This window comes from Micromonospora sp. HM134, from assembly GCF_007833915.1.
GTDB classification, from domain to species: Bacteria; Actinomycetota; Actinomycetes; order Mycobacteriales; family Micromonosporaceae; genus Micromonospora; species Micromonospora wenchangensis.
In genome coordinates this window covers 4,101,762-4,128,364 of sequence record NZ_CP041061.1, presented here as the reverse complement: position 1 = coordinate 4,128,364, position 26,603 = coordinate 4,101,762, and the positions used below count along the sequence as shown (strand labels likewise).

The following is a 26,603-nucleotide window of genomic DNA, read 5'->3' as shown; positions in this document are numbered from 1 at the left end:
GGATCGGGCCGATGGTCAGAGCACCCGGGGCGGGGTGTTGCCGGCGGCGAGGATGGCCCGGCGGATCGGCACCGCGGCCAGCAACGCGAACCCCACCACGAAGAAGATCAGCAGGGAGACCAGACCCACCCGGTAGGAGGAGGTGAGCTGGAAGACCAACCCGAACGCCAGCGGGCCGAGCCAACTGGTGCCCTTGTCGCTGATCTCGTAGAACCCGTAGTACTCGCCCTCCTTGCCGGCGGGGATGAGCTGGCTGAACAGCGACCGGCTCAACGCCTGGCTGCCGCCGAGGACCAGACCGATCGCCCCACCGAGGATCATGAACGGCAGCGGGGCCTCGGCGGGCAACCGGAACGCGCCGATGATCACCCCGGTCCACAGCACCAGCGACAGCAGCACCGTCTTCCACGCGCCGATCCGCCGGGCCAACGCCCCCAGCGCCAACGCCCCGCCGAAGGCGAGGAACTGCACCAGCAGGATCGTCACGATCAGCGTGCTCTGCCCCAGCCGCAACTCCTCGGTGCCGTACTGGCTGGCCAGGGTGATCACCGTCTGGATGCCGTCGTTGTAGACCAGGAACGCCAGCAGGAAGAACAGCGTCAACGGATACGCCTTGATCTCCCGCAGGGTCCGGCCGAGCTGCCGGAACCCGTCGGTGACCACGTCACGGCCCGCCCCGCGCAACGCCTCGGCGGTGGGATGCTCCCGCAGCCACCGCAACGGCACCAGGGTGAACACCGCCCACCACACCCCGGCCGACACGATCGACCAGCGGGCCAGGTCCAGGGTGCGCTGCGGGTTGTCGTCCTCGCTGAGCAGGGTCACCGCCACCAGGTTCAACGCCAGCAGCAGGCCACCGCCGAGGTAGCCGATGGCCCAGCCACGACTGGACACCGCGTCGCGTTCGTCCGGGCCGGCCAGCTGCGGCAGGAACGAGTTGTACACCACCACCGCCGCGCCGAAGGCGATGTTGGCGACCAGGAACAACGCCCCACCGAGCAGGTACCGGTCGCCGGTGACCAGCGCCATCGCGATGGTCGCCCCGGCGCCGGTGAACGCCGCCCCGGCCAGCAGCCGCTTCTTGTGCACCGTCCGGTCGGCGATCGCCCCGACCACCGGCAGCACGAACACGGTCAACAGCACCGACAGCGAGATCAGGTACGGGTAGTAGGAACCGGCGGCGACCCGGACGCCCAGCGGGTGCACGTACCCGTCGCAGCGGTCCGCGCCCAGCTCGCAGCCGGCGGCCAGTTCGGTGACGGTGGTGAGGAACGGTCCGAGGAACACCGTGATGACGGTGGTCTGGAAGGCCGAGTTGGCCCAGTCGTACAGGTACCAGCCGCGCCGCTCCCGGCGCAGGCCCGCCGGGGTGTCGACGGTGGTCGGGGTGGTGGTGACCGGGTCGGCCATCGGGGTCCTCGGGGCTCAGGCGGCCCAGAGGCCGCGGCTGCGGTAGACGTCGCGCAGCACGCCGACGTGATCGGTCATGATGCCATCCACACCACGATCCAGTAAGTCGTGCATCTGGGCAGGTTCGTCGATCGTCCAGACGTGCACGTGCACCCCCAACCGGCGGCAGTAGGCCAGGAACCGGCGGTCGACCACGGGCACCCCGGCGTAGCGGGGCGGCACCTGCGCGGCCACCACCGACGGCGGTAACCGCACCGGCCGGCCGTGCCGCGACGCCCACCACAGCCGGGCCACCCCGCGCATGCCCAGGCCGGTGGCGACCCGACCGCCGGTGGCCGCGCGCAGCCGGGCCAGCCGGGCGTCGTCGAACGACGCCAGCAGCACCCGGTCGGCCGCGCCGGCCCGGGTCACCGCCCCGACCGCCGGGGTGACGCCGGCGTCGGTCTTCACGTCGATGTTGAACCGGACCTGCGGCCAGGCGGCCAGCACCTCGTCGAGCCGGGGCACGACCGCCGCGCCGCCGACCCGCACCGACGCCAGGTCGGCCCAGCGCAGGTCGGCGATGCGACCGTGCTCACCGGTGACCCGGCGCAGGGTGGCGTCGTGGAAGACCACGCACACCCCGTCGGCGGTGGCGTGCACGTCGGTCTCCACGTACCGGTAGCCCAGGTCGACGGCCCGGGTGAACGCGGCGACGGTGTTCTCGTCGCCGTCGGCGGCCCCGCCCCGGTGCGCGAAGGCCAACGGGGTGGGGGCGTCCAGGTAACCGGGACGGGTCGACACGAGCGCAGTATGCCCGTCCCCGGTTGCCGGCGGGTGACCGACCGGCAACCGTCGCCCCGCCGGGGTCGCCCGCCCGGTCAGTCGATCCACGCCCCGGTCAGCGCGGTGACCGCCGTGCCGTCGAGGTCGGCGAGCTTCACCCCGACGAACTGCCGGGCCGGCGCGGAGGTCTGCACCCGCGGCGGCGGGGTCGGGCCGGTGACCGCCTGCACCACGACCGCCGCGGCGTCGGCGGGGGACTGCGCGGCGGCGAACGCGTCGGCGGTACGCCGCAGGTACGCCCGCAGTCCCGGCCCGTACGCCCCGGCGGCGGCCACCACGGCATCCCGGTCGATCCCGACGTTGGCGACGAACTCGCTGGCCACCGCCCCCGGCTCGACCACGCAGACGGCGACCCCGACGGTGGCGGCGACCGGGGTGAGGGACTCCATGAACCCCTCGACGGCGAACTTCGCCGCACAGTACGCCTCGTTGAACGGTTGCCCGATCACCCCGCCGACGCTGCTGACGGTCACCAGCCGGCCCCCGCTGGCCCGCAGGTGCGGCAGGGCGGCCCTGCTGACGTGCAGCACCCCGAAGAAGTTGACCTCCATGACGGCGCGGACCGCGTCGACGCCCTCCTGTTCCAGGGTGCCCAGGTGACCGGCGCCGGCGTTGTTGACGACCGCGTCGAGCCGCCCGTACCGGTCGACGACACCGGCGACGGCGGCGGCGACCGACGCCGGGTCGACCACGTCGAGTTGCCGTACGTCGACCAGGTCGGCGACGTCGGCGGTGGCGACGGCGGCCCGCAGCCGCGCGGCGCGGGACACGTCCCGCATGGTCGCCACGGTCCGCCAGCCGGCCCGCGCGCAGCCCAGGACGGCCTCCAGCCCGATGCCGCTGGAGGTGCCGGTGATCAGTACGGTCGGTTCACTCATCCCTGACCCTCTTCCGTGTGGCGACGGTCCGCCGGTGTGGCCCCGGCCGACGACGGGCGGCGGTGGACCCGGCTGGTGTCGACGGGACGTCCCGGGTCGACGTGCCGGGGCCGGTCCGGTTCGTCGGGCCGCAGCGGCACCAGGGTGTCGGTGATCGCGTCGATGATCCGGTCGGTGCCCCGGCGGGCCGCGCCGGGCGCGGTGGGGGAGAGGTCCCGCAGGTGCAGCGGCGCGCCGAAGCGGACCCGGATCACCGGGCGGCGGACCAGTGCCCGGGCCAACGCGCGCAGCATCCCCCGGGGCGCCCGGTAGGGCAGTACCTCGTGCGACCCCCACTGGGCCACGGGCACCACCGGGGCGTCGCAGGCCATCGCGAGGCGGGCGGTGCCGGTCTTGCCGCGTTCGGGCCACATGCCGGGGTCCAACCCGATGCGCCCCTCCGGGTAGACCAGCACCACCGACCCGGCGGTGACCGCTGCGGCGGCGTCGTCGAGCGCCCGGCGTACGGCGGTGCTGCCCCGGTCGACGCGCAGGTGCCCGGCGTGGCGCATCAGCGCGCCGAGCCCCGGGGTGCGGAACAGCCCACCGGTGGCCATGAAACGGGGCGACACGCCCCGAACCCGGCAGGCCGCGCCCAGCACGATGGGGTCGAAGGGGCTGATGTGGTTGGCGGCCAGGATCAGCGGCCCCCGGCGCAGGTGCGCGGGGACGTCCCCGCTGACCTCCAGCCGGGCGAACAGGGCGACGACCAGCCGGGCGAGCAGTTGGGCGGCACGCCAGAACCGTGGTGGCTGCCAGCCGGGGCGCGGGGTGTCCATCAGTCGCCGATGGTCGCACGGGCGTGGGGGAGGACCGGACCCGGGTCGTGCGGCCTGCGGTGATCAGGGTCATTGGTCCCGGGTCGGGTCGGGACCCCCGACCCTGCCCGTCGACCTACGACACGCAGTAGTATCTACTACGTCTCGTAGTATCAACGGCAGGGGGAATCCCGGTGGACGCGTTGGACGTCGCCCGCTGGCAGTTCGGTGTCACCACCGTCTACCACTTTCTCTTCGTACCACTGACCATCGGGCTGTCCGTCCTGGTCGCCATCCTCCAGACCCGCTGGCACCGCACCGGCGACGAGAGATACCTCAAACTCACCAAGTTCTACGGCAAACTCTTCCTGATCAACTTCGCCATGGGCGTCGTCACCGGCATCGTGCAGGAATTCCAGTTCGGCATGAACTGGTCCGACTACTCCCGCTTCGTCGGCGACATCTTCGGCGCACCCCTGGCCATCGAAGCCCTCGTCGCCTTCTTCCTCGAATCCACCTTCATCGGCCTGTGGATCTTCGGCTGGGACCGGCTCCCCAAACGCCTGCACCTGGCCAGCATCTGGGCCGCCGCCATCGGCACCAACCTGTCCGCCTACTTCATCCTCGCCGCCAACTCGTTCATGCAGAACCCCGTCGGCTACCGCTTCAACCCCGACACCGGACGCGCCGAACTCACCGACTTCGTCGCCGTCCTCACCAACAAGGTCGCCCTCATCACCTTCCCGCACACCCTCGCCGGCGCTTTCCTCGTCGCCGGCGCCCTCGTCACCACCGTCGGCCTCTGGCACGTCATGCGCCGCCGCGACAGCCCCGACACCGACGCCTACCGCCACGCCACCCGCTTCGGCGCCTGGGTCGTCCTCATCTCCGCCACCCTCGTCGTCCTCACCGGCGACATCCAAGGCAAGATCATGACCCAGGTGCAGCCCATGAAAATGGCCGCCGCCGAAGGCCTCTACACCACCGAGAGCCCCGCCTCGTTCTCCGTACTCACCGTCGGCAGCCTCGACGGCAGCCGCGAAGTCTTCGCCCTCAAGATCCCCTACCTGCTGTCCTACCTCGGCACCGGCGACCCCAACGGCACCGTCCACGGCATCAACGACCTCCAGGCCCAGTACGCCAGCCAGTACGGCCCCGGCAGCTACACCCCGATCATCCCGGTCACCTACTGGAGCTTCCGCTTCATGATCGGCTTCGGGCTCGCCGCCGCCGCCATCGCCCTGCTCATCCTCTGGACCCAACGCAAGGGCCGCACCCCCACCAACAGATGGCTGCTACGCGCCGGCCTGATCATGCCCGTGCTCCCACTGCTCGCCAACTCCTTCGGCTGGATCTTCACCGAGATGGGCCGCCAACCCTGGATCGTCTTCGGCGAAATGCTCACCCGCGACGGCGTCTCCCGCAGCGTCTCCCTCACCGAAGTCCTCACCTCCTTCACCGCCTTCACCCTCATCTACGCCACCCTCGCCGTCATCGAATTCAAACTCCTCGTCCGCTACGCCCGCGCCGGCGTACCCGACGTCACCCCCGACCCCACCCCCGACGACACCGACGACGCCGAGCGCCCGCTCGCCTTCGCCTACTGACCCGGAGCCCCACCGTGGAACTCACCACCATCTGGTTTCTCCTCGTCGCCGTCCTCTTCACCGGCTACTTCATCCTCGAAGGCTTCGACTTCGGCGTCGGCATGCTCCTGCCCGTCCTCGGCCGCGACGACCGGCAACGCCGCGTCCTCATCAACACCATCGGCCCCGTCTGGGACGGCAACGAGGTCTGGCTCATCACCGCCGGCGGCGCCATGTTCGCCGCCTTCCCCGAGTGGTACGCCACCCTCTTCTCCGGCTTCTACCTGCCCCTGCTACTCATCCTGCTCGCCCTCATCGCCCGCGGCGTCGCCTTCGAATACCGCCACAAGCGCCCCGAAGCCTCCTGGAAACGCCGCTGGGACCAGGCCATCTTCTGGGGCTCCGCCATCCCCGCCCTGCTCTGGGGCGTCGCCTTCGCCAACATCTTCCGCGGCGTACCACTGGACGCCGACCACGAATACGTCGGCGGCCTCATCGACCTGCTCCACCCCTACGCCCTGCTCGGCGGCCTGACCACCCTCGGCCTCTTCCTCACCCACGGCGCGGTCTTCCTCGCCCTCAAGACCACCGGCGACATCCGCCACCGCGCCGGCACCCTCGCCGTCACCCTCGGCGCCGGCACCGCCGTCGCCGCCGTCGCCTTCCTCACCTGGACACTGACCATCCGCTCCAACGCCGCCGCCATCGTCCTCGCCGCCGGCGCCGCCCTCGCCCTGCTCGGCGCGCTCGCCGCCGCCCGGGTACGCCGCGAAGGCTGGGCCTTCACCGGCACCGCCCTGGCCATCGCCCTCGCCGTCGCCACCCTCTTCACCGCCCTGTTCCCCAACGTCATGCCCTCCACCGGCGACCCCGCCGGCACCCTCACCGCCACCAACGCCGCCTCCACCCCCTACACCCTGAAAATCATGACCTGGGTCGCCGTCGTCTTCACCCCGATCGTCCTCGCCTACCAAGGTTGGACCTACTGGGTGTTCCGCAAGCGAATCGGGGTACAGAACATCCCGCAACACTGAAAGACGCGCGAGGGGCGCGGGACGCGGGGCCGGAGCGAGGGGGTCGCACCGGCCCCGCAACGCGTCCACCACAAACCCGTCGCCACCCCACCCAACCACCGCTATCGTCGCCGCATGCCGCACGACCCCCACGTCCGGGAACTCACCGACGACGACACCACCGCCGCCTGGCACCTCGGCCGCACCGCCTTCGGCTCCGACCCGCAACCCGCACCCCCACCCACCACCACCCCCGGCACCACCCGCTACGGCGCGTTCGACCACACCGGCCGACTCATCGGCAAAGCCGTCGACCTGCACCACCACCAGTGGTGGGACGGCCGCACCGTCGCCGCCGCCGACATCGCCGGCGTCGCCGTCACCCCCGAAACCCGCGGCCGGGGCGTCGCCCGCGCCCTGCTCACCACCCTGCTACGCGGCGCACACGACCGGGGCGCCGCCGTCAGCGCGCTGTTCCCCACCGTCGCCGCCCCCTACCGCGCCTGCGGCTGGGAAACCGCCGGCACCCTACGCACCGTCAACCTCCCCACCGCCCTGCTCACCCGCCACCACCCCAGCCCACACCTCACCGTCCGCCCCGGCACCCCCGCCGACCTCGCCGCCGTCGACGAACTGCACACCCACACCGCCCGCCACCGCCGCGGCCTACTCGCCCGCACCGGCCCCCTGCACGACCACCACCGCACCCGCCACACCACCGACCACACCCTGCCCTACGACGGCCTCACCCTCGTCGAACACCACGGCCACCTCGTCGGCTACGCCGGCTGGAACCGCCGCGACAACTACGGCGACCAGGGCACCATCACCGTCGACGACCTCGCCGCCACCACCGCCGACGCCGCCCGCGAACTCGTCGGCATCCTCGCCAGCTGGCACAGCGTCGCCCCCACCCTGCGCCTCACCCTGCTCCCCGGCGACCCCCTCACCCCCCACCTCCCCGTGGAAAAGGCCCGCGAACACGAACAGGACACCTGGATGCACCGCCCCGTCGACGTCACCCGCGCCATCCGCGACCGGGGCTGGCCGACACACCTGCACGGCACCGCCACCTTCACCCTCGACGACCCGCTCGCCGACTGGAACACCGGCACCTGGCACCTGGAGATCACCGACGGCCACGCCGACCTGCGCCGCACCACCGCCCCCGCCGACCTGCACCTCACCGTGCGCGGCTTCGCCCTGCTCTACACCGGCGCCGCCACCGCCCGCACCGTCGCCCAGGCCGGCCTCCTGCACCACCCCACCGGCACCGACCCCACCCCCCTCGACCTGCTCGCCGCCCCCGGCCCCGCCCAACTCGGCGACTACTTCTGACCCACCCCGGCGGGGGCAGCCGACCCGGCGACCCCCGCCCACCGGCACCGACCGGCCACCACCACAACCGTCACCGGCCCGACCTCACCGAGCCTCGCGCAACTCCGCCAACCGCGCCTCGATCTCCGCCAACTCCGCCCGCAACTTCTCCGCCTGCTGCTCCGCCTCCGACCGCTCCGCCGACAGGATCTGCTCCACCGCCTCCTGAACCCCCGGCACATCCACCAACGCCACCATCCGCAACGCCTCCGCCGGCTTCACCACGTACGGCTTCGCCAACGCCTTCGCCCCCTGCTGCGCCGCCACCGTCCACTCACCGTCGGCATACGCCAACGTCACCGTCAACCCCGCCGGCCCCTTCGGCTTCGCCACCTTCGCCGGCCGACGCGCCGCCGGCTTCTCCACCGGCACCGACTGCTGCTCCACCCTCGACTCCTCCCGACGCTGCACCGGCACCCGGGGCGTGTCCAACACGAACTCCGGCTCCGCCTTCGCCGTCGGCTCCACCGGCTCCACCGCCGGCTCCGGCTTCGCCTCCACCACCCGACGACCCGCACCCCGCGGCGCCACCGCCAGATCGGCGGGGGAGAAGGGCAACTCGTCGCGCCCGAACCGCACCACCACGAACTCGTCCGACACCGCCGGATCGGTCACCTCCACCACCTGACCCACCTGCCCGGCGATCTGCCCCGCCGACGCGGTGAACACCACCTTCGGCTTCCGCCCCGCCGCCAACGCCTCCCGGATACCCCGCACCTCGTCATCGGACAAACCCTGGCCCGCCATCACAACCCTCTTTCGTACACGTGTCTGATCCTGCCTTGATACCAGCCCACCACGACAACCGGAAGATCAGCCCCCCAGCACCCGCAACGCCTCGTCCGCGTGCTCGTTCATCCCCAACTCGCTGTGCACCACCGCCAGCACCCGCCGGTCCTGACCGATCACGAACGTCATCCGCCGCGTGCTCAACGGCCCCAACGGCAACCGCCGCCGCACCCCGAACGCCTGCGCCACCACACCGTCGACATCCGACAACAACGGATAGTCGAACCCGTGCATCCGGGAGAACTCCGCCTGCCTGTCCACCGAATCCCGACTGATCCCCACCCGCTGCGCCCCCACCGCCGCGAACTCCGCCGCCAGATCCCGGAAATGACAACTCTCCGCCGTACACCCACGGGTCATCGCCGCCGGATAGAAGAACAACACCACCGGCCCCGCCGCCAACAACTCCGACAACCGCCGCGGCGCACCCGTCTGATCCGGCAGCACGAAATCCTCCACCAGATCACCGACACTCACACCCACCACACACCTCCACCGATCCGTTCCGTCCGAAACGCGGTGAGCGTAAGCGATCACCCAGCACACCACCGCACCACCGCGCCACGTGAGCACCCACACCCTGCCCACCACGCCGACACGGAGGTACCGTCACACCACCGCACACCGGACCCGCAGGGGAGCACAGGCAATGACCGCGGTCACCGTCATCACCGGCGGCAGCCGAGGCATCGGCGCCGCCACCGCCCGACGGCTCGCCGCGGCCGGCCACCACCTCGCCATCGGCTACCGCCACGACCACACCGCCGCCGCCACCGTCGTCGCCGACATCCACCGCCTCGGCGGCCGCGCCGTCGCCGTCCCCGCCGACACCACCGACCCCACCCACGTCGACCGCCTCTTCACCGCCGCCGCCGACCTCGGCCCCCTCACCGCCCTGGTCAACAACGCCGGCGTCACCAGCCCCATCGGCCCCTTCACCGCACTACGCCCCGACGACCTGCGCCGCGTCGTCGACGTCAACCTCATCGGCTACGTCCTGTGCGCCCAACAGGCCGCCCGCCGGCTCACCACCGGCGGCGCCATCGTCAACATCTCCTCCGCCGCCGCCACCCTCGGCAGCCCGGGGGAGTACGTCCACTACGCCGCCGTCAAGGCCGCCACCGACACCCTCACCATCGGCCTGGCCAAGGAACTCGCCCCCCGCGGCATCCGGGTCAACGCCGTCGCCCCCGGCATCATCCGCACCGACATCCACGCCGACTCCGGCGTACCCGACCGCGCCGACACCGCCGCCGGCCGCATCCCCCTCGGCCGCGCCGGCGAACCCGACGAGGTCGCCGGCGCCGTCGCCTGGCTACTCGGACCCGACGCCACCTACACCACCGGCGCGGTGCTGCGCGTCGCCGGCGGCCTGTGACCGGCGGCCCGACACCCCGTCCACCGCCGCCCGGCCGTCAACCGGTGAACAGCTTCGCCACCGTCAGCACCGTCTGCACCACCCCGTACCCCAGCAGCACCGACACCACCGACCAGGAAACCCACAACCGGGCCCGCTGACCCCGGGGACCGTCCCCACTCATCGCGCCCCACTCCTCTGCGTCGTCACCACATCCGTGTCCCGCCCACCGGCCGGCTCGTGGTACCGCTGCGGCACCGGACGCACCAGCAGGTTCGCCACGAACCCCACCGCCAGCACCCCGACCATCGTGAACAACGCCGGCCGGTACGCCGCCGCCGTCAACGTCCCCGGCTCACCCTGCGCGTCCAGGAACGCGTTGACGATCAACGGCCCGGCCACCCCCGCCGCCGACCACGCCGTCAGCAACCGGCCGTGGATCGCCCCCACCTCGACCGTGCCGAACAGGTCCCGCAGGTACGCCGGGACGGTCGCGAACCCACCGCCGTAGAACGACAGGATGACGCAGGCCAACAGCACGAACAGCGCCGTCGCCGTCTGCCCGACCAGGGCCAGCACCGCGTACAGCACCATCCCCACACCCAGGTACACCAGGTAGATCGGCTTACGGCCGATCACGTCCGACGTCGACGACCAGACGAACCGGCCGGCCATGTTGAACAGCGACAACAACCCCACGAACCCGCCTGCCGCGGCCACCGACACCGCCGAGCCGCCCCCGTCGCGGAAGAAGTCCTGGATCATCGGGCTGGCCTGCTCCAGGATCCCGATCCCGGCGGTCACGTTGCAGAACAGCACCACCCACAGCAGCCAGAACGCCCGGGTCCGCACCGCGTTCGCCGCCGACACGTTCGCCGTGGTCACCAGCGGCTTCGCCGCCACCGCCGCCGGATCGAACCCGGCCGGCCGCCAGTGCGCCGCCGGCACCCGCACGTTGACCACCCCGAACATCATGATCACGAAGTAGCCGACACCCAGCGTGACGAACAACCAGACCAGCGCCGACCCCGAGGCCGTCGACCCGGCGTCGGCCGGGTCGTACCCGGAGTCGTACAGCGACAACAGCTGACGCGACAGGGGAGAGGCCACCATCGCCCCACCACCGAAACCCATGATCGCCAGACCGGTGGCCAGACCCGGCCGGTCCGGGAACCACTTGATCAACGTGGAGACGGGGGAGATGTAGCCGATGCCCAGCCCGATCCCGCCCAGCAGCCCGTACCCGACGTACAGCAGCCACAGCTGCCCGGTGGCGATGCCCAGCGCGCCGACGCCGAACCCGGCCGCCCAGAAGCACGCCGAGACGAACATCGCCTTGCGCGGCCCGTTCGCCTCGACCCAGGTGCCGGCGACCGCCGCCGACAACCCCAGCATCACGATCGCGATGCTGAAGATCACTCCGATCGCCGTCTGACTCGCGTCGAAGTGCGCGATCAGGGAGTTCTTGTAGACGCTGGTGGCGTAGACCTGGCCGATGCAGAGGTGGATCGCCAACGCCGCCGGGGGGATCAGCCAACGGCTGTACCCGGGCGGCGCGACGGTGTGCCGACGGTCGAGTGCGGACAGCATCGGTGCTTCCTCTCCGGAACATCGCGGTGACGTGCTCCCGCCACATGCCCCCGCCGCCTGCGGCGGGCAAACCGACGCCGCGCCCGGCGGTCACCCCGGTGAGCCGAACGGTCATCCAACCAGCCCCGCCACCAACTCCGGCCCTGATTCGATAATTCACATTATGTAAAGTGAGCCGGAAGAGTGGCCCCCTCCGGCCTTCGGATACCCGGAGTGGCGACAGCCGCCTTCGGGCCGCGCCCACGCGGCGGACACCCCGGAACCCGTGCGCCCCGCCGCCGGTCCGACGGGTCGCCGGTGCGGGGTCGGGCGGCCGACGAGGCACCGACCCGACATGTTCCAGTGGCACACAACGGCGGGATCCACCAGGACCCGCCACCCGGGCGCGCTGATGGCGACCACGGTGTGCAGCGGTAGGTGCGAGGCGGCCGGAGCAACCCGTCGCCGCTCCCCTCCCCCCGGGTGGCCGACAACCCGAGAAAGCTGCATAATATCCCTTATGCATGACAAACAGGACGAATCGGTTGGCCGGCTCATCGAGGAGTTCCTGACCGCGCGGGCCACCCGCAAGCCGTCCCCGCACACGCAGGAGGCGTACCGGCGGGACCTGCGGGCCGTCGCGGCGCTGGCCGGCGAGGAGTGCACCCCTCCCCTGTCCCCCGACGAGCTGATGATCTCCGCCCTCTCCCCCCGGGTGATGCGGGCGGCGTTCGCCCGGTTCGCCGCGCCCCGGGCGGCGGCGTCGGTGCACCGCGCCTGGTCGAGTTGGAACGGCTTCTTCTCGTTCCTCGTAGCCGAGCAGGTGGTGGCGGGCAATCCGATGCCGGCGGTGGGGCGTCCCCGGACGCCGCTCCCCCAGCCGAAGCCGTTGCGGGGCGAGGACACCCCGGAGGTGCTGTTGGCGTCGGTGTCGCGGGAGGACGCGCGGCAGCGTGATCCGTGGCCGGAGCGGGACGTGGCGGTGTTGGCGTTGGCGTTGTGCGCGGGGTTGCGCCTGGCGGAGTTGTTGGCGTTGCGGGTGTCGTCGGTGTCGGGGCGGGCCGGTGAGCGGCGGGTGGCGGTGGCCGGCAAGGGCGGTCGGCCGAGGGTGGTGCCGGTGGAGCCGGAGTTGGACGAGGTGGTGTCGGCGTACCTGGACAGTCGGCGGCGGCGGTTCGGGGCGCGCAGCGTACGTCCGGACGGGGTGTTGCTGGTGGATCGGCAGGGTGCGCCGTTGCGTCGGGGCGGGTTGCAGTATCTGGTGGATTCCTGTTACCGGCGGGCGGGGATCACCGACCGGGTGCCGGCGGGGGCGCGGTTGCACGCGTTGCGGCACACGTTCGCGACCCGGTTGGCCGAGGAGGGGGCGGGGGCGGCGGAGATCATGCGGTTGTTGGGGCATGCGTCGTTGGCGTCGTCGCAGACGTACATCGAGGTGACGGCGGGTCAGCAGCGGGCGGCGGTGCAGTCGAACCGGACGAACCGGGTGTTGGTGGGGTTGGTGTCGGGTGGTCCGGGTGACTGATCGGGGCGGTGTGTGCGGGGGTGGGTGTGGCATGGTGTGGGTGGATGCGACTGGCGGCACGGGGATGGGTTGACCATCGGGGAGCTCGTCGCGGGGGTCGACCGCCTGGGCCTCCGTGGTCGAGGTGAGCCATGTCCGTCTCTTCTTCTTCTGCTGCGTCGGCCGGTTCGGCGCGTCTGTTGCCGGGTGGGCCGGTGGCGGATCGGATTCTCGCCGAGGTCGCCGAGGGGGTGGCGGCGTTGCGGGCGGCCGGGGTGGTGCCGGCGTTGGCGACGGTTTTGGTGGGTGACGACGACGCGAGCGTGGGGTACATCCGGATCAAGTCCCGGCAGGCGGCGGAGTTGGGTTTCGCGTCGCCGCATGTGCGGTTGCCGGCGTCGGCGACGCAGGCCGATCTGCACCGGGTGTTGCGGGATTTCAACGACGACGCCGGGGTGCATGCGGTGTTGGTGCAGCATCCGGTTCCGGGGCATCTGGACTATGACCGGGCGTTGCAGGTGTTGGATCCGGATTCCGACGTGGACGGGATGCATCCGGTGAACCTGGGGCGGTTGGCGTTGGGGTTGCCGGGTCCGGTGCCGTGTACGCCGGCGGGGATCGAGGCGTTGTTGGCGTTCCACGGGGTGCCGGTGGCGGGGCGGGAGGTGGTGGTGCTGGGTCGGGGGGCGACGTTGGGGCGTCCGTTGGCGATGTTGTTGGCGCAGAAGCGGCCGACGGCGAATGCGGCGGTGACGGTGGTGCACACGGGGGTGGCGGACTGGCCGCGGTACACGCGGCGGGCGGAGATCCTGGTGGCGGCGGCGGGGGTGCCGGGGATCGTGCGGCCGGAGCATGTGCGTCCGGGTGCGGTGGTGGTGGGTGGTGGGGTGCGGTACGAGGGTCGTCGGTTGTTGCCGGATGTGGACGAGTCGTGTGCGCGGGTGGCGGGGGCGATCACTCCGCGGGTGGGTGGGGTGGGTCCGACGACGGTGGCGATGTTGTTCCGGAACGCGTTGCGGGCGGCGCAGCGGGCTGCGGGGCGGGGGTGACCGGGTGGGGGTGCGGCTCAGCCGAGGTCGACGATGAGGGGTCGGTGGTCGGAGATGGTGGAGCGGGGGGTGGCGGTGGCGGTGACCGGGGGTAGCCGGTGGCGGTCGTGGGGGTCGGCGAGGATGTGGTCGAGTTGGACGCGGGGTGCGGTGGCGGGGTAGGTGGGGCGGCGGGCGAGGGGTTGCCAGCCGGTGAGGAGGCGGGCGGGGCCGGCGGGGAGGTTGAGGTCGCCGAGGAGGATGCGGGGGGCCGGTAGGGCGCGCAGGGCGCGGACGACGCGGCGGAGTTGGTGGGCGTTCCAGCCGGGGACGAAGGAGAGGTGGGTGGCGGCGACGGTGAGGGGGCCGTGGGGGGTGTCGAGGACGGCGGCGAGGACGACGCGGGGTTCGTCGCGCAGGAGGATGAGGCCGCCGCCGGGGCCGGGGGCGTAGATGGGTGAGCGGACGGGTGCGGGGTTGAGGCGGGTGACGTGCCAGCTGTGGACGGGGTGGCGGCTGATCAGGCCGATGCCGTAGCAGGGTTCGCCGTGGCCGTCGTCGTCGTGGCGTAGGGGGCGGAAGTGTTCGCCGGGGGTGCCGACGACGGCGGCGGCGAAGCGGTGTTCGGGGGCGTCGAGGGCGTGGGCGGCGATGGTGGTGAGGTCGTGGTGGCCGCTGCGGGACTGGTCGCGGTCGACTTCCTGGAGGGCGAGGATGTCGGCGTCGAGGGCGTGGACGGCGGCGGTGAGGCGGTCGGGGTCGACGAGTCCGTCGGTCAGGGAGCGGCCGTGGAGCAGGTTGAAGGTGGCCAGGCGCACGTGTGCACCCTACGTGGCGTGGGACAGTTGCTGGATGATCAAGTTGTTGTGTTGTTCGGTGCTGGTGTTCGTGGCGGTGGGTGTGGTGGGGGTGTGGTTGCGGCGGCGGCGGGGGCGGTGAGGTGGGCCACTCGGGTGGGTGGGTGGTCGGGTGGGGTGGGGAGAATGGCCGGCCGTGGATCCTGTGTCGTTGACGACTCTGTTGACTGCGGCTGCCCTGGCGGGGTGGGTGGATGCGGTGGTGGGTGGGGGTGGGTTGTTGTTGTTGCCGGCGTTGTTGGTGGCGGTGCCGGGGGTGCCGGTGGCGACGGCGTTGGGGACGAACAAGTTGGCGGCGATCGCGGGTACGTCGACGGCTGCGGTGACGTATGCGCGGCGGACGAAGCTGGACTGGGTGGTGGCGGGTCCGGCGGCCGGGTTGGCGGTGCTGACGGCGGGGTTGGGTGCGGCGTTGGCGGGTGCGGTGCCGGGTGGTGCGTACCGGCCGGTGGTGCTCGTGGTGCTGGTGGTGGTGGCGGTGTTCGTGCTCGCGCGGCCGTCGTTGGGTGTGGTGGCGTGGCCGCAGCGGCGGACGCCGGTTCGGGTGGTGGTGGCGGTGGCGGTGGCGGGTCTGGGTATCGCCCTGTACGACGGGTTGATCGGGCCGGGTACGGGCACGTTCCTGGTGTTGGCGTTCACGGCGATTCTGGGTTCGGATTTCGTGCACGCCTCGGCGATGGCGAAGGTGGTGAACGCGGGAACGAATCTGGGTGCGCTTGTGGTGTTCGGGTTGACCGGGCACGTGTGGTGGGCGTTGGGTGCGGCTATGGCGGTGTGCAACGTGGCGGGGGCGGTGGTGGGGGCGCGGATGGCGTTGCGGCGGGGTGCGGGGTTCGTGCGGGTGGTGTTGTTGGTGGTGGTGTTGGCGTTGGTGGCGCGGTTGGGTTATGACCAGTGGCTGGCCGGCTGAGCGGGGTGCTCGGCGGGCCAGCCACTGGGGGTTCGGGGGTGGTTCAGGCGTGTCGGACGACGGTGTCGTAGTCGAGGCGGGGCAGCCGGGGGTGCCAGGCGTCGGGGCCGGGGTGGCCGATGTTGACCAGGAGTAGGGACTTCCAGCCGGTGTCGGTGAAGAATTCGTTGTCGACGCCGGTGGGGTCGAATCCGCCCATGGGTCCGGCGGCGAGGCCGGCGGCGCGGACGGCGAGCAGGAAGTAGCCGACCTGGAGGCCGGCGTTGAACCTGGCCATGGCGTCGCGGGTGGTGGGGTCGGCGGCGAAGTGTTCGCGCATGCCGGGGCGGATCGGGAAGACGGTGTCGAGGTGTTCGTGGAAGTCGGTGTCGGCGGCGAGGACGGCGACGACGGGGGCGGTGGCGGTTTTGGCGCGGTTGCCGTCGGCGACGTGGGTGAGGAGGCGGTCGCGGCCTTCGCCGGGGCGGACGAACAGGATGCGCAGGGGTTGGACGTTCATGGCGGTGGGTGGGTACTTGGCGAGGTCGAAGATGGCGTGGAGTTGTTCGTCGCTGACGGGGGTGTCGGTGAAGGTGTTGGCGGTGCGGGCTTCGGTGAACAGTTGGGCCTGGGCTCGGGGGTCGAGGGTGATCAGGTGGTCGGGCAGTACGTCGGTCATGGTGTCCTCCGGTCGGATCGACGGTTGCTGCGACTACGGTAGCAGCTAGTTTTTTCGAAGTAGCTACGGTGAGTTGAAGACCACGTATGCTGGGACGATGACGACGTGCTCCCCGACCGACGGCGGGCCCCGCGCCTGTCCCGGGGGGCTGTCCCGGGCGTTCGCGTTCCTCGGCAAGCGGTGGAACGGCATGATCCTGGGCACCCTCGCCCAGGGGCCGGCGGGCTTCGCCGAGCTGGCCCGGGCGCTGCCGGGCATCAGCGAGTCGGTGCTGTCCGACCGGCTCGGTGAGCTGGCCCGGGTGGACCTGGTCAGCCGCACGGTGCGCGAAGGTCCCCCGCTGGGTGTCAGCTACCAGTTGACCGGGCGGGGCGCGGCCCTGCTGCCGGCGCTGGACGAGCTGGCCCGGTGGGCCGACGAGAACCTTCCCGCGGGTCGTTGCTGAGCGGTGCCGGTCCGCGCCGAACACGACCGTGCCGTGCTGGCGGCGCTGCTGCGCCGTGATCCGGTGCTGCACGCCTACCAGTTGGGTGACCTGGACGACTTCTTCTGGCCGTACACGTCGTGGTTCCGGCGGGGTGACCAGGTGGTGCTGCTCTACCACGGGGCCGACGAGCCGGTGCTGCTGGCGTTCGCCGCCGACCGGGACCGGGCGGCGGTGGCGGCGCTGCTCGACGAGGTGGCCCCGGTGCTGCCGGCCCGGCTGTACGCGCACCTGTCCCCCGGCCTGGAGCAGGTCCTCGCGGGCCGGTACGTCGTCACGCCGGCCGGGGCGCACCTGCGGATGGCGTTGACCGAGCCGGGGCGGCTGGCCGGTGCCGCCGCCGGGGGTGAGGTGCTCGGCGCGGCGGACCTGCCGGCGTTGCGGGACCTGTACGCGGTGGCGTACCCGGGGAACTGGTTCGACGCGCGGATGCTCGACACCGGCCACTACGTGGGGGTGCGCGACGGTGACGCCCTGGTGGCGGTGGCCGGGGTGCACGTGTGGTCGCCGACGTACCGGGTGGCCGCGGTGGGGAACGTGACCACCCGTCCGGCGGTACGGGGGCGGGGTCTGGGCGGTCAGGTGGTGGCCGCGTTGTGTGCCCGGCTGGCCGCGAGCGTCGACCATGTGACGTTGAACGTGCGGGCCGACAACGCGGTGGCGGTGCGCCTCTACGAACGGTTGGGGTTCACCCGGGTGGCCGGGTTCGGTGAGTACGCGTTGACCGTCGGGGCGGGGTCAGCGGTGGCGGCGGGGTGAGTCGAACCGGCCGGCGCGGATCTCCCGCAGGGCCTTGCGGCGGACGTCGCCGCGCAGGGTGTCGACGTAGAGCCGGCCGGCGAGGTGGTCGGTCTCGTGTTGCAGGGCGCGGGCGAGGAAGCCGCTGCCGGAGATGGTGAGCGGGTCGCCGTGCCGGTCGACGCCGTGCACGGTGGCGTGCAGGGCGCGGCGGGTCGGGAAGTACAGGCCGGGGATGGACAGGCAGCCCTCGTCGTCGTCCTGGATCTCGTCGGACAGCTCGATGGTGGGGTTGATCAGGTGTCCGCGGTGGCCGTCGGCGTCGTAGACGAACACCTGGGCGTCGACGCCGATCTGGGGGGCGGCGACACCGGCCCGGCCGGGTTCGCCGGTGAGGGTGTCCATCAGGTCGTCGACGAGCTGTTGCAGGGCGGCGTCGAAGCGGGTCACCGGGGTGCAGGCGGTGCGCAGGACGGGGTCACCGATGATCCGGATCGGGCGTACGGTCATGTCCGGAAGGCTATCGGGGGGTTACCGGCGGCGGTGAACCGGCGCACCGGTCGGCGATCAGGGCGGCGATCCCGTCCAGGACGCGGGCCAGGCCGAACTCGAAGGCGCGGGTCGGGTCGGTGGCGGCCTGGTACTCCTGCCCGGCGGCGGTGCCGACCCGGGCGGCGGTGGGGAACCGGGCCGGGTCCATGACCTTCTCCAGGTAGGGGGCGTGGGCGCGCCACCACTGTTCGTCGGTCAGGCCGGTGCGGCCGGCGGCCTGCGCGGCCTCCACCGCGCCGCGTACCGCGCCGTGGACGTAGGAGTCGACGAGGGTGACCACGGCGTCCATCTCCAGGTCGGTCAGGCCGGTGCCCTCGACGGCGCGTAGTTCGTAGTCGTAGCGGGCGGTGACCTGGGGGCCCAGCGGGGGGCGGGTGGTGGCGACCTGCAACAGCCACGGGTGGCGCAGGTACAGCGCCCAGTTGTCCCGGGCGATGCGGTCCAGGCGGCCGCGCCAGCCGCCGGGGACGTCGGTGGGGCGGGGGGTCTCGCCGTGCACGGTGTCGAGCATGACGTCGAGCAGTTCCCCCTTGCCGGGCACGTGGGTGTAGAGGGACATGGTGCCGACGCCGAGGCGTTCGGCGACCCGGCGCATGGACAGCGCGGCGAGGCCCTCGGCGTCGGCGACGTCGATGGCGGCCCGGACGATCTGGTCGACGCCGAGGTCGCCGCTGCGGCTGACCCGGTCGCGGGTGCGCCACAGCAGGGCGAGGCTGCGGGCGGGGTCGCCGGTGCCGCTGTACTCGACGTGCATGCCGTCACCCTAACGGCCCGGGTGTGCTCAGCCGGCGGCGAGCAGGGCCCGTACCGGGGCGGCCTTGGCGGCGGCCTCGGCGACCTCGGCGGCGGGGTCGCTGTCCCAGGTGATGCCGCCGCCGGCCCACAGGTGCAGCCGGTCGTGGTCGGCGGCGGCGGTGCGGATGGTCAGGCCCAGGTCGAGGTGGCCGGGGCCGAGCCAACCGAACGCGCCCATGCCGGCGCCCCGGCCGACGGGTTCCACGGCGGCGATCAGCGCCAGCGCGGCGTGTTTCGGGGCGCCGGTGACGGAGCCGCCGGGGCAGGTGGCGCGCAGCAGGTCGGTCAGGCCGGTCCCGTCGGCGAGGGCCGCCGACACGGTCGACTCGGCCTGCCACAGGTCGCACCAGCGGCGGACGGTGAACAGGTCGTCGACGGTCACCGAGCCGGTGCGGGCGATGCGGGCGAGGTCGTTGCGTTCCAGGTCGACGATCATGATGTGTTCGGCGCGTTCCTTGGCGGAGGCGAGCAGGTCGCGGCGGCCGGCGGGGGTGGCGGGGCGGGTGCCCTTGATGGGGCGGGTGACGACCCGGCCGGCGTGCACGGCGACGAGGGTCTCCGGTGAGGCGCAGCCGATCGTCCAGCCGTCGCCGTGCAGGGTGCCGCCGTAGCGGGCGCCGGGCAGCGCGGCGAGGCGGGCCAGGGCGGGGCGGGGGTCGCCGGTGTAGGTGGCGGCGGCGTGACCGACCACGTTGACCTGGTAGACGTCGCCGCGGCCGATGGCGGCGCGGACGGCGCGCACGGCGTCGGCGTGCTGGCGGGTGGTCCAGCTGTCCCGCCAGGGGCCCACCCGGAGCCGGTCGGGGGGCGGCCCGGCCGGCTGCGGGCGGCGGGTGCCGTGGTCGTAGACGACGACGGCGACGTCGGGCAGGGCGGGCATCGGGCTGGCGGGGCCGGTGGGCGCGCCGGCCATCCGGGCGCCGGCGGCGGCGGAGACGAACAGGGCGGCGCCGCAGGGGCCGTCGGTGCGGTGGGTCGCCGGGCGGGTCAGGTCGTCGACGGGTAGGCCGTGGGCGGTGAGGAAGGCGGTGATCTGCGCGGCCGGGTCGCCACCGTCGGTGACGCGCCATTCGTAGCGGTCCCGTTCGACGAGCACGCTGCGGCAGGGGGCCGGCACTGCGGGTACGTCGACCGGCACCGTTGGGAGCGTTTCCACGCCGGGTGGCTGATTCTTCCTCATCCGTTCAGCGGATTTCCGGGCAACATGGCGGAAGGCTGCTCGATCCGGTGCGCCGTCCCTTGGTACTGTGCGTCACTGGTCATGTGAACCATGACACAGTGCCCCCACAGTCCGGAGAACCCGATGTGCCAGCACCAGATCCCCTGTCCCTCCGCCGAAGCGACCGACCGGGATGCCGCCCGGGTCATCGCCTGCTTCCCTGAGCAGGGCTGGAGCCTGCTCTGCAACGGTGTCATCGTCTTCGAGGACACCGGTGAACTCCTCCCTGACGGCAGCACCATCGCCCCGCACCGCGGGCCGGCCCGGCACGCCCTCGTCGCCTGACCCGATCACGATGCGTCGGCGACGCCGACCTGTCGCACCAGGCTAGCCCCCACGCAGGGGCCGCCCTCCCCCGGTCGCCGCACCGGGGCGGCACGACCGCCGCCCCGGCACCGCGCCTCAGTCCTGGAACGCCTCCGGTGCCGGGCACGAACACATCAGGTTCCGGTCGCCGTACGCGCCGTCGACGCGCCGCACCGGCGGCCAGTACTTCCCCGCCCGGTCCACCCCGGCCGGGTACGCGCCCACCGACCGCGGGTACGGGTGCGGCCACCGGTCGGCCGACACCATCGCCGCGGTGTGCGGCGCGTTCGCCAACGGGTTGTCCCCCGCCGGCCACCGCCCCGAGGCCACCTCGTCGATCTCCGCCCGGATCGCGATCATCGCGGCGCAGAACCGGTCCAGCTCGGCCAGGTCCTCACTCTCGGTCGGCTCCACCATCAGCGTGCCCGCCACCGGGAACGACATCGTCGGCGCGTGGAACCCGTAGTCGATCAGCCGCTTCGCCACGTCGTCGACGCTCACCCCGGTCGCCTTCGACAACGGCCGCAGATCCAGGATGCACTCGTGCGCCACCAGGCCCTTGTTGCCGGCGTACAGCACCGGGAAGTGGTCGCGCAGCCGCACCGCCACGTAGTTCGCGGCCAGCACCGCCACCCCCGTCGCCCGGGCCAGCCCCGCCGCGCCCATCATCCGCAGGTACGCCCACGGGATCGGCAGGATGCCCGCCGACCCGTACCGGGCCGCCGAGATCGCCGCCGCCCCCTCGGTACGCGGCCCGGTCGGGTCACCCGGCAGGTACGCCGCCAGGTGCGCCCGCACCGCCACCGGACCCACCCCCGGCCCGCCGCCGCCGTGCGGAATGCAGAACGTCTTGTGCAGGTTCAGGTGCGACACGTCCGCCCCGAACCGGCCCGGCTTGGCGAACCCGACCAACGCGTTGAGGTTCGCCCCGTCCACGTACACCTGGCCGCCGGCGTCGTGGACCTTCGCGCACAGCGACGCGATGCCCGTCTCGTACACCCCGTGCGTCGACGGGTACGTCACCATGATCGCCGCGAGGGCGTCCCGATGCTTGTCGATCTTCACGTCGAGGTCGACCAGGTCGACGTTGCCGTCGGCGTCACACCCGACCACCACCACCCGCATCCCGGCCATCACCGCCGACGCGGCGTTCGTGCCGTGCGCCGACGACGGGATCAGACACACGTCCCGGTGGGCCTCACCCCGGTCCCGGTGGTAGGCGCGGATCGCCAACAACCCGGCCAACTCCCCCTGCGACCCGGCGTTGGGCTGCACACTGACCGCGTCGTAGCCGGTCACCTCCGCCAGCCACCCCTCCAACTGCCCGATCAGCTCCCGGTAACCGGCGGTCTGCTCCGGCGGGGCGAACGGGTGCAGGTGGGCGAACTCCGGCCACGTCACCGGCTCCATCTCGGTGGTCGCGTTCAGTTTCATCGTGCACGACCCCAACGGGATCATGCCCCGGTCCAGGGCGTAGTCGAAATCCGCCAACCGCCGCAGGTACCGCAGCATCGCCGTCTCCGAATGGTGGCCGCGGAACACCGGATGGGTCAGGAAACCGGTGTCCCGCGCCAACCCGACCGGCAACGCCTCCTCGACGTCCCCGACGACCGGGTCCACCCCGAACGCCGCCCACACCACCGCCAGGTGCTCCCCGGTGGTCGTCTCGTCGCAGGACACCCCCACCCGGTCGGCGTCGACCAGCCGCAGGTTCACCCCCCGCTCCCGCGCCGCCGCCACCACCCGCTGCGCCCGACCCGGCACCACCGCCGTCACCGTGTCGAAGAACACCCCGTCGGCGACCTCGACGCCACCGGCGCGCAGCCCCGCCGCCAACCGCAGCGCCATCCCCCGGGTGCGGCGGGCGATCCGCCGCAGCCCGTCCGGCCCGTGGTACACGGCGTACATGCCGGCCATCACCGCCAGCAGCACCTGCGCCGTGCAGATGTTGCTGGTCGCCTTCTCCCGCCGGATGTGCTGCTCCCGCGTCTGCAACGCCAACCGGTACGCCGGCCCACCGGCCGCGTCCCGGGACACCCCGACCAGCCGACCCGGCAGCATCCGCTCCAACCCGGCCCGCACCGCCAGGTAACCGGCGTGCGGCCCCCCGAAGCCCATCGGCACCCCGAACCGTTGCGTGGTGCCCGCCGCGATGTCCACCCCGATCCGCCCCGGCGCCCGCAGCAGCGTCAACGCCAACAGGTCCGCCGCCACCGTCACCAACGCGCCCACCGCGTGCGCCGCCGCCACCAGCGGCGCATCGTCCCGCACCAGCCCCGACGCCCCCGGATACTGCAGATGCAGACCGAAGAACTCCGCCGGCAACTCCTCGACGGCCAGGTCGACCACCCGCACCTCGATACCCAACGGCTCGGCCCGGCCGCACAGCACCGCCACGGTCTGCGGCAACGCGTCGGCGTCGACCACGTACACGGCGCTGCGGCTCTTCGACGCCCGCCGCGCCAACGTCATCGCCTCCGCCGCCGCGGTCGCCTCGTCGAGCATCGACGCATTCGCCGTCGCCAGGCCGGTCAGGTCCGTCACCATCGTCTGGAAGTTCAGCAGCGCCTCCAACCGGCCCTGACTGATCTCCGGCTGGTACGGCGTGTACGCCGTGTACCAGGCCGGGTTCTCCAGCACGTTCCGGCGGATCACCGCCGGGGTGTGGGTGCCGTGGTAGCCCAGGCCGATCATCGACACCGCCACCGTGTTCCGGGACGCCAACGCCCGCAACTCCGCGATCGCCTCCCGCTCGGTGGCCGGCGCCGGCAGATCCAACGCCCCGTGCCAACGGATCGCCTCGGGAATTGCCGCGTCCATCAGCTCGTCGATCGACCCGTACCCGACGGCCTCCAACATGCGGCGCTCGTCGTCCGGGCCGGGACCGATGTGCCGGTCGGCGAACTGCTCTACGGTCATGCGTGACGCTCCTGACTCAGGCGGCGAGGTCGACGGATCGGCCTCCCCCTGAGTCACGCCGCAGGGCGCTCCACAGTGCCTGCCCGTCGCGGTCCTTCTGCCTGAGAGGTTCCGGGGAGAATCTGCCCCTTCGGCGCCGCCCGGATACTGCTGGGCGATCTCTCCCGCGCGGGTGGTGTCGGCATGGTCAACGCTACCAGCGCCCCCGTTACCGGCGGATGTCGTACCCCGTCCGCGCGGATGTCAGCCGGCCGGCACCAGACCCGACCCGGGTGGCACGACCGCCGCCACCCGGTCGACGAGCGCCGGCAGGAACCGCCCCAGCGGGGCGTCCACCCGCAGTGCCGCATACCCGTCACCACGGGTGACACCCTGGTTGGCGATCACCACCGGAATGCCCGACTTCGCCGCCCGCAGCACGAACCGCCGCCCCGACAACACCGTCAACGACGACCCCAGCACCAGCACCGCCCGCGCCGCGTCGACCATCGCGAAACACCGCGCCACCCGCGCTACGGGCACCGTCTCCCCGAAGAACACCACGTCCGGTTTCAGCATCCCCGCGCCACAACACCCGCAGTCGACCATCCGGAACCCGGCCACCCGGGCATCGTCGAGATCCACGTCACCATCCGGGTTCACCACCGCCACGGTCGCGTCGAAACCCGGATTCGCCGCCACCAGCCGCCGGTGCAGCTCCGCCCGGGACGTACGGTCACCGCAGCGCAGGCACACCACCGTGTCCAGGCGGCCGTGCAACTCCACCACCCGCCCGCTGCCCGCCGCCGTGTGCAGACCGTCGACGTTCTGCGTGATCACCCCGTCGACCAGGCCGGCGTCCTGCAACCGGGCCACCGCCCGGTGCCCGTCGTTCGGCGTCGCCCCCACGATCGTGCGCCACCCCAGGTGACTACGCGCCCAGTAGCGTCGCCGCGCCGCCGGGTCCCCGACGAACGCCTGATACGTCATCGGCGTGTGGCGGCGGGCCGCACCCGTCGGCCCCCGGTAGTCGGGGATACCCGACTCGGTAGACAGCCCCGCCCCGCTCACCACCACGACCCCACCGGCCGCCACCAGGGCGGCCACCGCGTCGATCGTCTCCGTCACCCGTCCATGCTGCCTCAGCGACCCCACCGGCGGCGACCCGCGCCGGGTGGCCGGCGCGGGTCAGCCGCCCAGCACCGCCCGCAACTGGGCGCTCGCCCCACCGGCCGCCGCCGCGTCCGCCCGCAACTGCTCCGACTGCGCCGCAAGATACGACTGCCACCGGTTCAACTGCTGCTGCGCCGCCGCGACCGCCGCCAACGCCGCCGCGTGCCGCTCCTCCAACGCCTGCAACTTCCCCGCCAACTCCGGCGACGGACCGGCCGCCGGCGACACCCCCGACGCCCCCACCTCACCGGCCCGCCGGTGCGCCTCGGCGAGGATCTCCTCCGCCTGCCGCCGCGCATCGGCGATGATCTCCGCGCCCTCCGCGCTGGCCTCACCGATCGTCCGGTTCGCCTCGTCCTGCGCCCGCATCGCCAACTCGACGGTCATCGGGTCCGGACCCTGCGGCGCGGTGCTCGGCAACGTCCCGTGCCGCAGCATCTCCACCTGGCTCAGCAGCCCCTGGTTCTCCCGCCGCTGCCGCTCCAACTCCGCCGTCAGCAACCCGATCCGGTCGTCGGCCGCCCGCACCACCGCCCCGACCTCGTCGGCGGACAACCAGTGACTGCCCCGGAACCGTCGTTCCTCCAACACCGACAACTGGCGGGCGATCTCACCCTGTTCGGCCCCGACCCGGTCGGAGTGGTCGACGCTCATCGGGCACCTGTCCCACTGAAGTCGCGCGGGCCCACGGCACCGGCCTCGGCGAGCGGCGGATAGAGAGAATGATCATAGCTCTCCGTCAGGATCTGCTCCGGCGCCACACCCGAACGCACCAGGATCGCCACCGTGTCCCGGGTCATCTCCGGACTCCCGCACACCAGGATCTCCGTGTCCGCCCACGGCCCCAACCGCACCGCCGTGTCACCCGCCCGACCGATCGCCCCCTGCCAACCCCACCCCGTCTCCACCGTCGGCACATACCGCAACCAACCCGTGCCCGCAGGCTGCCACCCCGCCGCCGGAGGCATCGCCGCCAACCGCGACAACGCCACCTCGTCGTACAGGTCGTCCGGGGTACGACCACCCACCACCAGCGTCGTACGCCGCCCCGCGCCCTGCTGCACCGCCTCCACCACCGCCCGCAACGGCGCCAACCCCGTCCCCCCGGCGATCAACAACAACGGCAGGTGCGGCGACCGGTCGTACGACGACAACGCCGTCCCCGTCGGATGCCCCAACAACAACCGCTCACCGGCCCGCAACCTGCGCACCAGATGCGTGGAGAACCGGCCCGCCGCCCGCACGTGGAACTCGATCGTCCCGTCCGCCCGCGGCGCGTTCGCCGGCGACAGGTACCGCCACGTCCGCAACTGCGGCACCTGCACCGGCAACGACTGCCCCGGCCGGTAGTTGCACAGATAGTTCGGACGCACCGTGAACACCATGATGTCGGCGCGACGACGCTCCGCCGTCACCACCTCCGCCTCCCAGTGTGGCGGCGACGACCGCTCCGCCTCCGCCGCCCCGTCGAGCATCATCTTCGCCACCAACTCGTACGCCGCCGCCCACTGCGCCCGCAACGCCGGCGTGAAGTACGGGCCGAGGAAACGCTCCAACGTGGCCAGCAACGCCTGACCCACCCAGATGTAGTGCCGCTCCCCCAACACCACCGGATTACCCCGCTGGTCCTGACCGTGGAACCGCCGGTGGTCCGCACCCAACCGCTGCGCGAACGCCGTCAACGCCTCCGGATCGTCCAGACTGGTGATGATGTGCCCCAACGCCGCCAGGAGCTTGTCCTCCTGGTACTGCATGTTCGTCGGGAACATCGACCGCGCCTCCGGCGCCACCACGAACAACGTGGCATAGAAATATTTCGCCGCCTCCGGCCCGGCAGCGGAGAACTGGCTCCAACTCTGGCGCAACGCCGCGTTGTCCAT

The 26,603-nt window shown here is 72.4% G+C and carries 27 protein-coding genes and 1 riboswitch; of the genes, 10 read left to right on the top strand and 17 right to left on the bottom strand.

Features of this window, described 5'->3' with window-relative positions; translation table 11 throughout:
* Positions 1-15 precede the first annotated feature (15 nt).
* The 4 genes from FJK98_RS17725 to FJK98_RS17710 form a co-directional block, all read right to left on the bottom strand.
* The gene (locus tag FJK98_RS17725) at positions 16-1,410 is read right to left on the bottom strand and encodes an MFS transporter (protein ID WP_145920008.1); all 1,395 of its coding nucleotides are present in this window, start codon (positions 1,408-1,410) and stop codon (positions 16-18) included.
* A 15-nt stretch (positions 1,411-1,425) separates the two neighbouring features.
* Positions 1,426-2,193, bottom strand: a complete 768-nt coding sequence (locus tag FJK98_RS17720) for a glycerophosphodiester phosphodiesterase (protein WP_145920007.1) — start codon at positions 2,191-2,193, stop codon at positions 1,426-1,428.
* Between the two features lie 77 nt (positions 2,194-2,270).
* Positions 2,271-3,113, bottom strand: a complete 843-nt coding sequence (locus tag FJK98_RS17715; protein ID WP_145920006.1) for an SDR family NAD(P)-dependent oxidoreductase — start codon at positions 3,111-3,113, stop codon at positions 2,271-2,273.
* The gene (locus FJK98_RS17710; RefSeq protein ID WP_145920005.1) at positions 3,110-3,931 is read right to left on the bottom strand and encodes a 1-acyl-sn-glycerol-3-phosphate acyltransferase; all 822 of its coding nucleotides are present in this window, start codon (positions 3,929-3,931) and stop codon (positions 3,110-3,112) included. Before FJK98_RS17710 ends, FJK98_RS17715 begins: the two co-directional genes overlap by 4 nt.
* Before the next feature lie 173 nt (positions 3,932-4,104).
* Between FJK98_RS17710 and FJK98_RS17705 the strand changes: the two genes are divergently transcribed.
* The 3 genes from FJK98_RS17705 to eis all read left to right on the top strand — a co-directional run bounded on the left by FJK98_RS17705 (position 4,105) and on the right by eis (position 7,847).
* Complete coding sequence (locus FJK98_RS17705) at positions 4,105-5,517, top strand: cytochrome ubiquinol oxidase subunit I (RefSeq protein ID WP_145920004.1); 1,413 nt, start codon at positions 4,105-4,107, stop codon at positions 5,515-5,517.
* A 14-nt stretch (positions 5,518-5,531) separates the two neighbouring features.
* Positions 5,532-6,530, top strand: coding sequence for a cytochrome d ubiquinol oxidase subunit II (cydB, locus tag FJK98_RS17700; protein ID WP_145920003.1), 999 nt, complete (start codon positions 5,532-5,534; stop codon positions 6,528-6,530).
* Between the two features lie 114 nt (positions 6,531-6,644).
* On the top strand, positions 6,645-7,847 hold the full coding sequence (eis, locus tag FJK98_RS17695; RefSeq protein ID WP_145920002.1) for an enhanced intracellular survival protein Eis: 1,203 nt from the start codon (positions 6,645-6,647) through the stop codon (positions 7,845-7,847).
* Positions 7,848-7,931: 84 nt separating this feature from the next.
* Here eis and FJK98_RS17690 read toward each other — a convergent pair whose 3' ends face one another.
* The gene (locus FJK98_RS17690) at positions 7,932-8,633 is read right to left on the bottom strand and encodes a hypothetical protein (protein ID WP_145920001.1); all 702 of its coding nucleotides are present in this window, start codon (positions 8,631-8,633) and stop codon (positions 7,932-7,934) included.
* A 66-nt stretch (positions 8,634-8,699) separates the two neighbouring features.
* Positions 8,700-9,152 carry a peroxiredoxin gene (locus FJK98_RS17685; RefSeq protein ID WP_168222497.1) on the bottom strand — a complete coding sequence of 151 codons (453 nt, stop codon included), beginning with the start codon at positions 9,150-9,152 and terminating at the stop codon, positions 8,700-8,702.
* Positions 9,153-9,324: 172 nt separating this feature from the next.
* On the opposite strand from FJK98_RS17685, the gene FJK98_RS17680 reads away from it, so the two are divergent.
* The gene (locus FJK98_RS17680) at positions 9,325-10,053 is read left to right on the top strand and encodes an SDR family oxidoreductase (RefSeq protein ID WP_145920000.1); all 729 of its coding nucleotides are present in this window, start codon (positions 9,325-9,327) and stop codon (positions 10,051-10,053) included.
* Between the two features lie 37 nt (positions 10,054-10,090).
* Here FJK98_RS17680 and FJK98_RS34555 read toward each other — a convergent pair whose 3' ends face one another.
* Together FJK98_RS34555 and FJK98_RS17675 are read right to left on the bottom strand one after the other, a co-directional pair.
* On the bottom strand, positions 10,091-10,216 hold the full coding sequence (locus FJK98_RS34555; protein ID WP_255469992.1) for a hypothetical protein: 126 nt from the start codon (positions 10,214-10,216) through the stop codon (positions 10,091-10,093).
* Positions 10,213-11,622 (bottom strand): OFA family MFS transporter, encoded by a 1,410-nt coding sequence (locus tag FJK98_RS17675; protein ID WP_145919999.1) that lies wholly within the window; start codon positions 11,620-11,622, stop codon positions 10,213-10,215. The genes FJK98_RS34555 and FJK98_RS17675 overlap by 4 nt, the downstream gene beginning before the upstream one ends.
* 499 nt (positions 11,623-12,121) lie before the next feature.
* On the opposite strand from FJK98_RS17675, the gene FJK98_RS17670 reads away from it, so the two are divergent.
* The gene (locus tag FJK98_RS17670) at positions 12,122-13,126 is read left to right on the top strand and encodes a tyrosine-type recombinase/integrase (protein WP_145919998.1); all 1,005 of its coding nucleotides are present in this window, start codon (positions 12,122-12,124) and stop codon (positions 13,124-13,126) included.
* A 131-nt stretch (positions 13,127-13,257) separates the two neighbouring features.
* Entirely contained in the window at positions 13,258-14,154 is an 897-nt protein-coding gene (locus FJK98_RS17665; RefSeq protein ID WP_145919997.1) for a bifunctional 5,10-methylenetetrahydrofolate dehydrogenase/5,10-methenyltetrahydrofolate cyclohydrolase, read from the top strand.
* 17 nt (positions 14,155-14,171) lie between these two features.
* On the opposite strand, the gene FJK98_RS17660 is transcribed toward FJK98_RS17665, so the two are convergent.
* Positions 14,172-14,951 (bottom strand): endonuclease/exonuclease/phosphatase family protein, encoded by a 780-nt coding sequence (locus tag FJK98_RS17660; protein ID WP_145919996.1) that lies wholly within the window; start codon positions 14,949-14,951, stop codon positions 14,172-14,174.
* 229 nt (positions 14,952-15,180) lie between these two features.
* Between FJK98_RS17660 and FJK98_RS17655 the strand changes: the two genes are divergently transcribed.
* The gene (locus FJK98_RS17655; protein ID WP_240763003.1) at positions 15,181-15,900 is read left to right on the top strand and encodes a TSUP family transporter; all 720 of its coding nucleotides are present in this window, start codon (positions 15,181-15,183) and stop codon (positions 15,898-15,900) included.
* Between the two features lie 43 nt (positions 15,901-15,943).
* On the opposite strand, the gene FJK98_RS17650 is transcribed toward FJK98_RS17655, so the two are convergent.
* The gene (locus FJK98_RS17650) at positions 15,944-16,558 is read right to left on the bottom strand and encodes a malonic semialdehyde reductase (RefSeq protein ID WP_145919995.1); all 615 of its coding nucleotides are present in this window, start codon (positions 16,556-16,558) and stop codon (positions 15,944-15,946) included.
* 97 nt (positions 16,559-16,655) lie between these two features.
* On the opposite strand from FJK98_RS17650, the gene FJK98_RS17645 reads away from it, so the two are divergent.
* Complete coding sequence (locus FJK98_RS17645) at positions 16,656-17,003, top strand: helix-turn-helix domain-containing protein (protein ID WP_145919994.1); 348 nt, start codon at positions 16,656-16,658, stop codon at positions 17,001-17,003.
* Positions 17,004-17,006: 3 nt separating this feature from the next.
* The gene (locus FJK98_RS17640; RefSeq protein ID WP_145919993.1) at positions 17,007-17,801 is read left to right on the top strand and encodes a GNAT family N-acetyltransferase; all 795 of its coding nucleotides are present in this window, start codon (positions 17,007-17,009) and stop codon (positions 17,799-17,801) included.
* Here the strand turns inward: FJK98_RS17640 and def are convergent.
* Genes def through FJK98_RS17625 form a run of 3 tightly spaced genes read right to left on the bottom strand, consistent with a single transcriptional unit; the run spans position 17,781 to position 20,307 of the window.
* A complete protein-coding gene (def, locus tag FJK98_RS17635) occupies positions 17,781-18,290 on the bottom strand; it encodes a peptide deformylase (RefSeq protein WP_145919992.1) in 510 nt (169 codons plus the stop codon). The genes FJK98_RS17640 and def overlap by 21 nt on opposite strands.
* Positions 18,291-18,300: 10 nt before the next feature.
* Positions 18,301-19,086: a TetR/AcrR family transcriptional regulator gene (locus FJK98_RS17630; protein WP_145919991.1), complete on the bottom strand. Its 786-nt coding sequence runs from the start codon at positions 19,084-19,086 to the stop codon at positions 18,301-18,303.
* A gap of 27 nt (positions 19,087-19,113) precedes the next feature.
* Positions 19,114-20,307 carry a chorismate-binding protein gene (locus tag FJK98_RS17625; protein ID WP_145919990.1) on the bottom strand — a complete coding sequence of 398 codons (1,194 nt, stop codon included), beginning with the start codon at positions 20,305-20,307 and terminating at the stop codon, positions 19,114-19,116.
* A 123-nt stretch (positions 20,308-20,430) separates the two neighbouring features.
* On the opposite strand from FJK98_RS17625, the gene FJK98_RS17620 reads away from it, so the two are divergent.
* Positions 20,431-20,631, top strand: a complete 201-nt coding sequence (locus FJK98_RS17620) for a DUF5999 family protein (RefSeq protein WP_088647339.1) — start codon at positions 20,431-20,433, stop codon at positions 20,629-20,631.
* Between the two features lie 117 nt (positions 20,632-20,748).
* Here the strand turns inward: FJK98_RS17620 and gcvP are convergent, their stop codons facing one another.
* The 4 genes from gcvP to FJK98_RS17600 form a co-directional block, all read right to left on the bottom strand.
* Positions 20,749-23,571, bottom strand: coding sequence for an aminomethyl-transferring glycine dehydrogenase (gcvP, locus tag FJK98_RS17615; protein WP_145919989.1), 2,823 nt, complete (start codon positions 23,569-23,571; stop codon positions 20,749-20,751).
* A 79-nt stretch (positions 23,572-23,650) separates the two neighbouring features.
* A riboswitch (glycine riboswitch) is annotated at positions 23,651-23,748 on the bottom strand.
* A gap of 66 nt (positions 23,749-23,814) precedes the next feature.
* Positions 23,815-24,678: an NAD-dependent protein deacetylase gene (locus tag FJK98_RS17610; RefSeq protein ID WP_145919988.1), complete on the bottom strand. Its 864-nt coding sequence runs from the start codon at positions 24,676-24,678 to the stop codon at positions 23,815-23,817.
* A 60-nt stretch (positions 24,679-24,738) separates the two neighbouring features.
* Positions 24,739-25,377 (bottom strand): hypothetical protein, encoded by a 639-nt coding sequence (locus FJK98_RS17605; RefSeq protein WP_145919987.1) that lies wholly within the window; start codon positions 25,375-25,377, stop codon positions 24,739-24,741.
* On the bottom strand, positions 25,374-26,603 hold the full coding sequence (locus FJK98_RS17600) for a globin domain-containing protein (RefSeq protein WP_145919986.1): 1,230 nt from the start codon (positions 26,601-26,603) through the stop codon (positions 25,374-25,376). The genes FJK98_RS17605 and FJK98_RS17600 overlap by 4 nt, the downstream gene beginning before the upstream one ends.

Bases quoted from the DNA above. Each gene is read 5' to 3' on its own strand.
- FJK98_RS17600 (WP_145919986.1), bottom strand. From the start codon at position 26,603: ATGGACAACGCGGCGTTGCGCCAGAGTTGGAGCCAGTTCTCCGCTGCC.
- FJK98_RS17650 (WP_145919995.1), bottom strand. From the start codon at position 16,558: ATGACCGACGTACTGCCCGACCACCTGATCACCCTCGACCCCCGAGCC.
- FJK98_RS17620 (WP_088647339.1), top strand. From the start codon at position 20,431: ATGTGCCAGCACCAGATCCCCTGTCCCTCCGCCGAAGCGACCGACCGG.
- FJK98_RS17710 (WP_145920005.1), bottom strand. From the start codon at position 3,931: ATGGACACCCCGCGCCCCGGCTGGCAGCCACCACGGTTCTGGCGTGCC.
- FJK98_RS17630 (WP_145919991.1), bottom strand. From the start codon at position 19,086: ATGCACGTCGAGTACAGCGGCACCGGCGACCCCGCCCGCAGCCTCGCC.
- FJK98_RS17645 (WP_145919994.1), top strand. From the start codon at position 16,656: ATGACGACGTGCTCCCCGACCGACGGCGGGCCCCGCGCCTGTCCCGGG.
- gcvP (WP_145919989.1), bottom strand. From the start codon at position 23,571: ATGACCGTAGAGCAGTTCGCCGACCGGCACATCGGTCCCGGCCCGGAC.
- FJK98_RS17725 (WP_145920008.1), bottom strand. From the start codon at position 1,410: ATGGCCGACCCGGTCACCACCACCCCGACCACCGTCGACACCCCGGCG.
- FJK98_RS17670 (WP_145919998.1), top strand. From the start codon at position 12,122: ATGCATGACAAACAGGACGAATCGGTTGGCCGGCTCATCGAGGAGTTC.
- FJK98_RS17665 (WP_145919997.1), top strand. From the start codon at position 13,258: ATGTCCGTCTCTTCTTCTTCTGCTGCGTCGGCCGGTTCGGCGCGTCTG.
- FJK98_RS17715 (WP_145920006.1), bottom strand. From the start codon at position 3,113: ATGAGTGAACCGACCGTACTGATCACCGGCACCTCCAGCGGCATCGGG.
- FJK98_RS17675 (WP_145919999.1), bottom strand. From the start codon at position 11,622: ATGCTGTCCGCACTCGACCGTCGGCACACCGTCGCGCCGCCCGGGTAC.
- FJK98_RS17625 (WP_145919990.1), bottom strand. From the start codon at position 20,307: ATGAGGAAGAATCAGCCACCCGGCGTGGAAACGCTCCCAACGGTGCCG.
- FJK98_RS17690 (WP_145920001.1), bottom strand. From the start codon at position 8,633: ATGGCGGGCCAGGGTTTGTCCGATGACGAGGTGCGGGGTATCCGGGAG.
- def (WP_145919992.1), bottom strand. From the start codon at position 18,290: ATGACCGTACGCCCGATCCGGATCATCGGTGACCCCGTCCTGCGCACC.
- eis (WP_145920002.1), top strand. From the start codon at position 6,645: ATGCCGCACGACCCCCACGTCCGGGAACTCACCGACGACGACACCACC.
- FJK98_RS17680 (WP_145920000.1), top strand. From the start codon at position 9,325: ATGACCGCGGTCACCGTCATCACCGGCGGCAGCCGAGGCATCGGCGCC.
- FJK98_RS17605 (WP_145919987.1), bottom strand. From the start codon at position 25,377: ATGAGCGTCGACCACTCCGACCGGGTCGGGGCCGAACAGGGTGAGATC.
- FJK98_RS34555 (WP_255469992.1), bottom strand. From the start codon at position 10,216: ATGAGTGGGGACGGTCCCCGGGGTCAGCGGGCCCGGTTGTGGGTTTCC.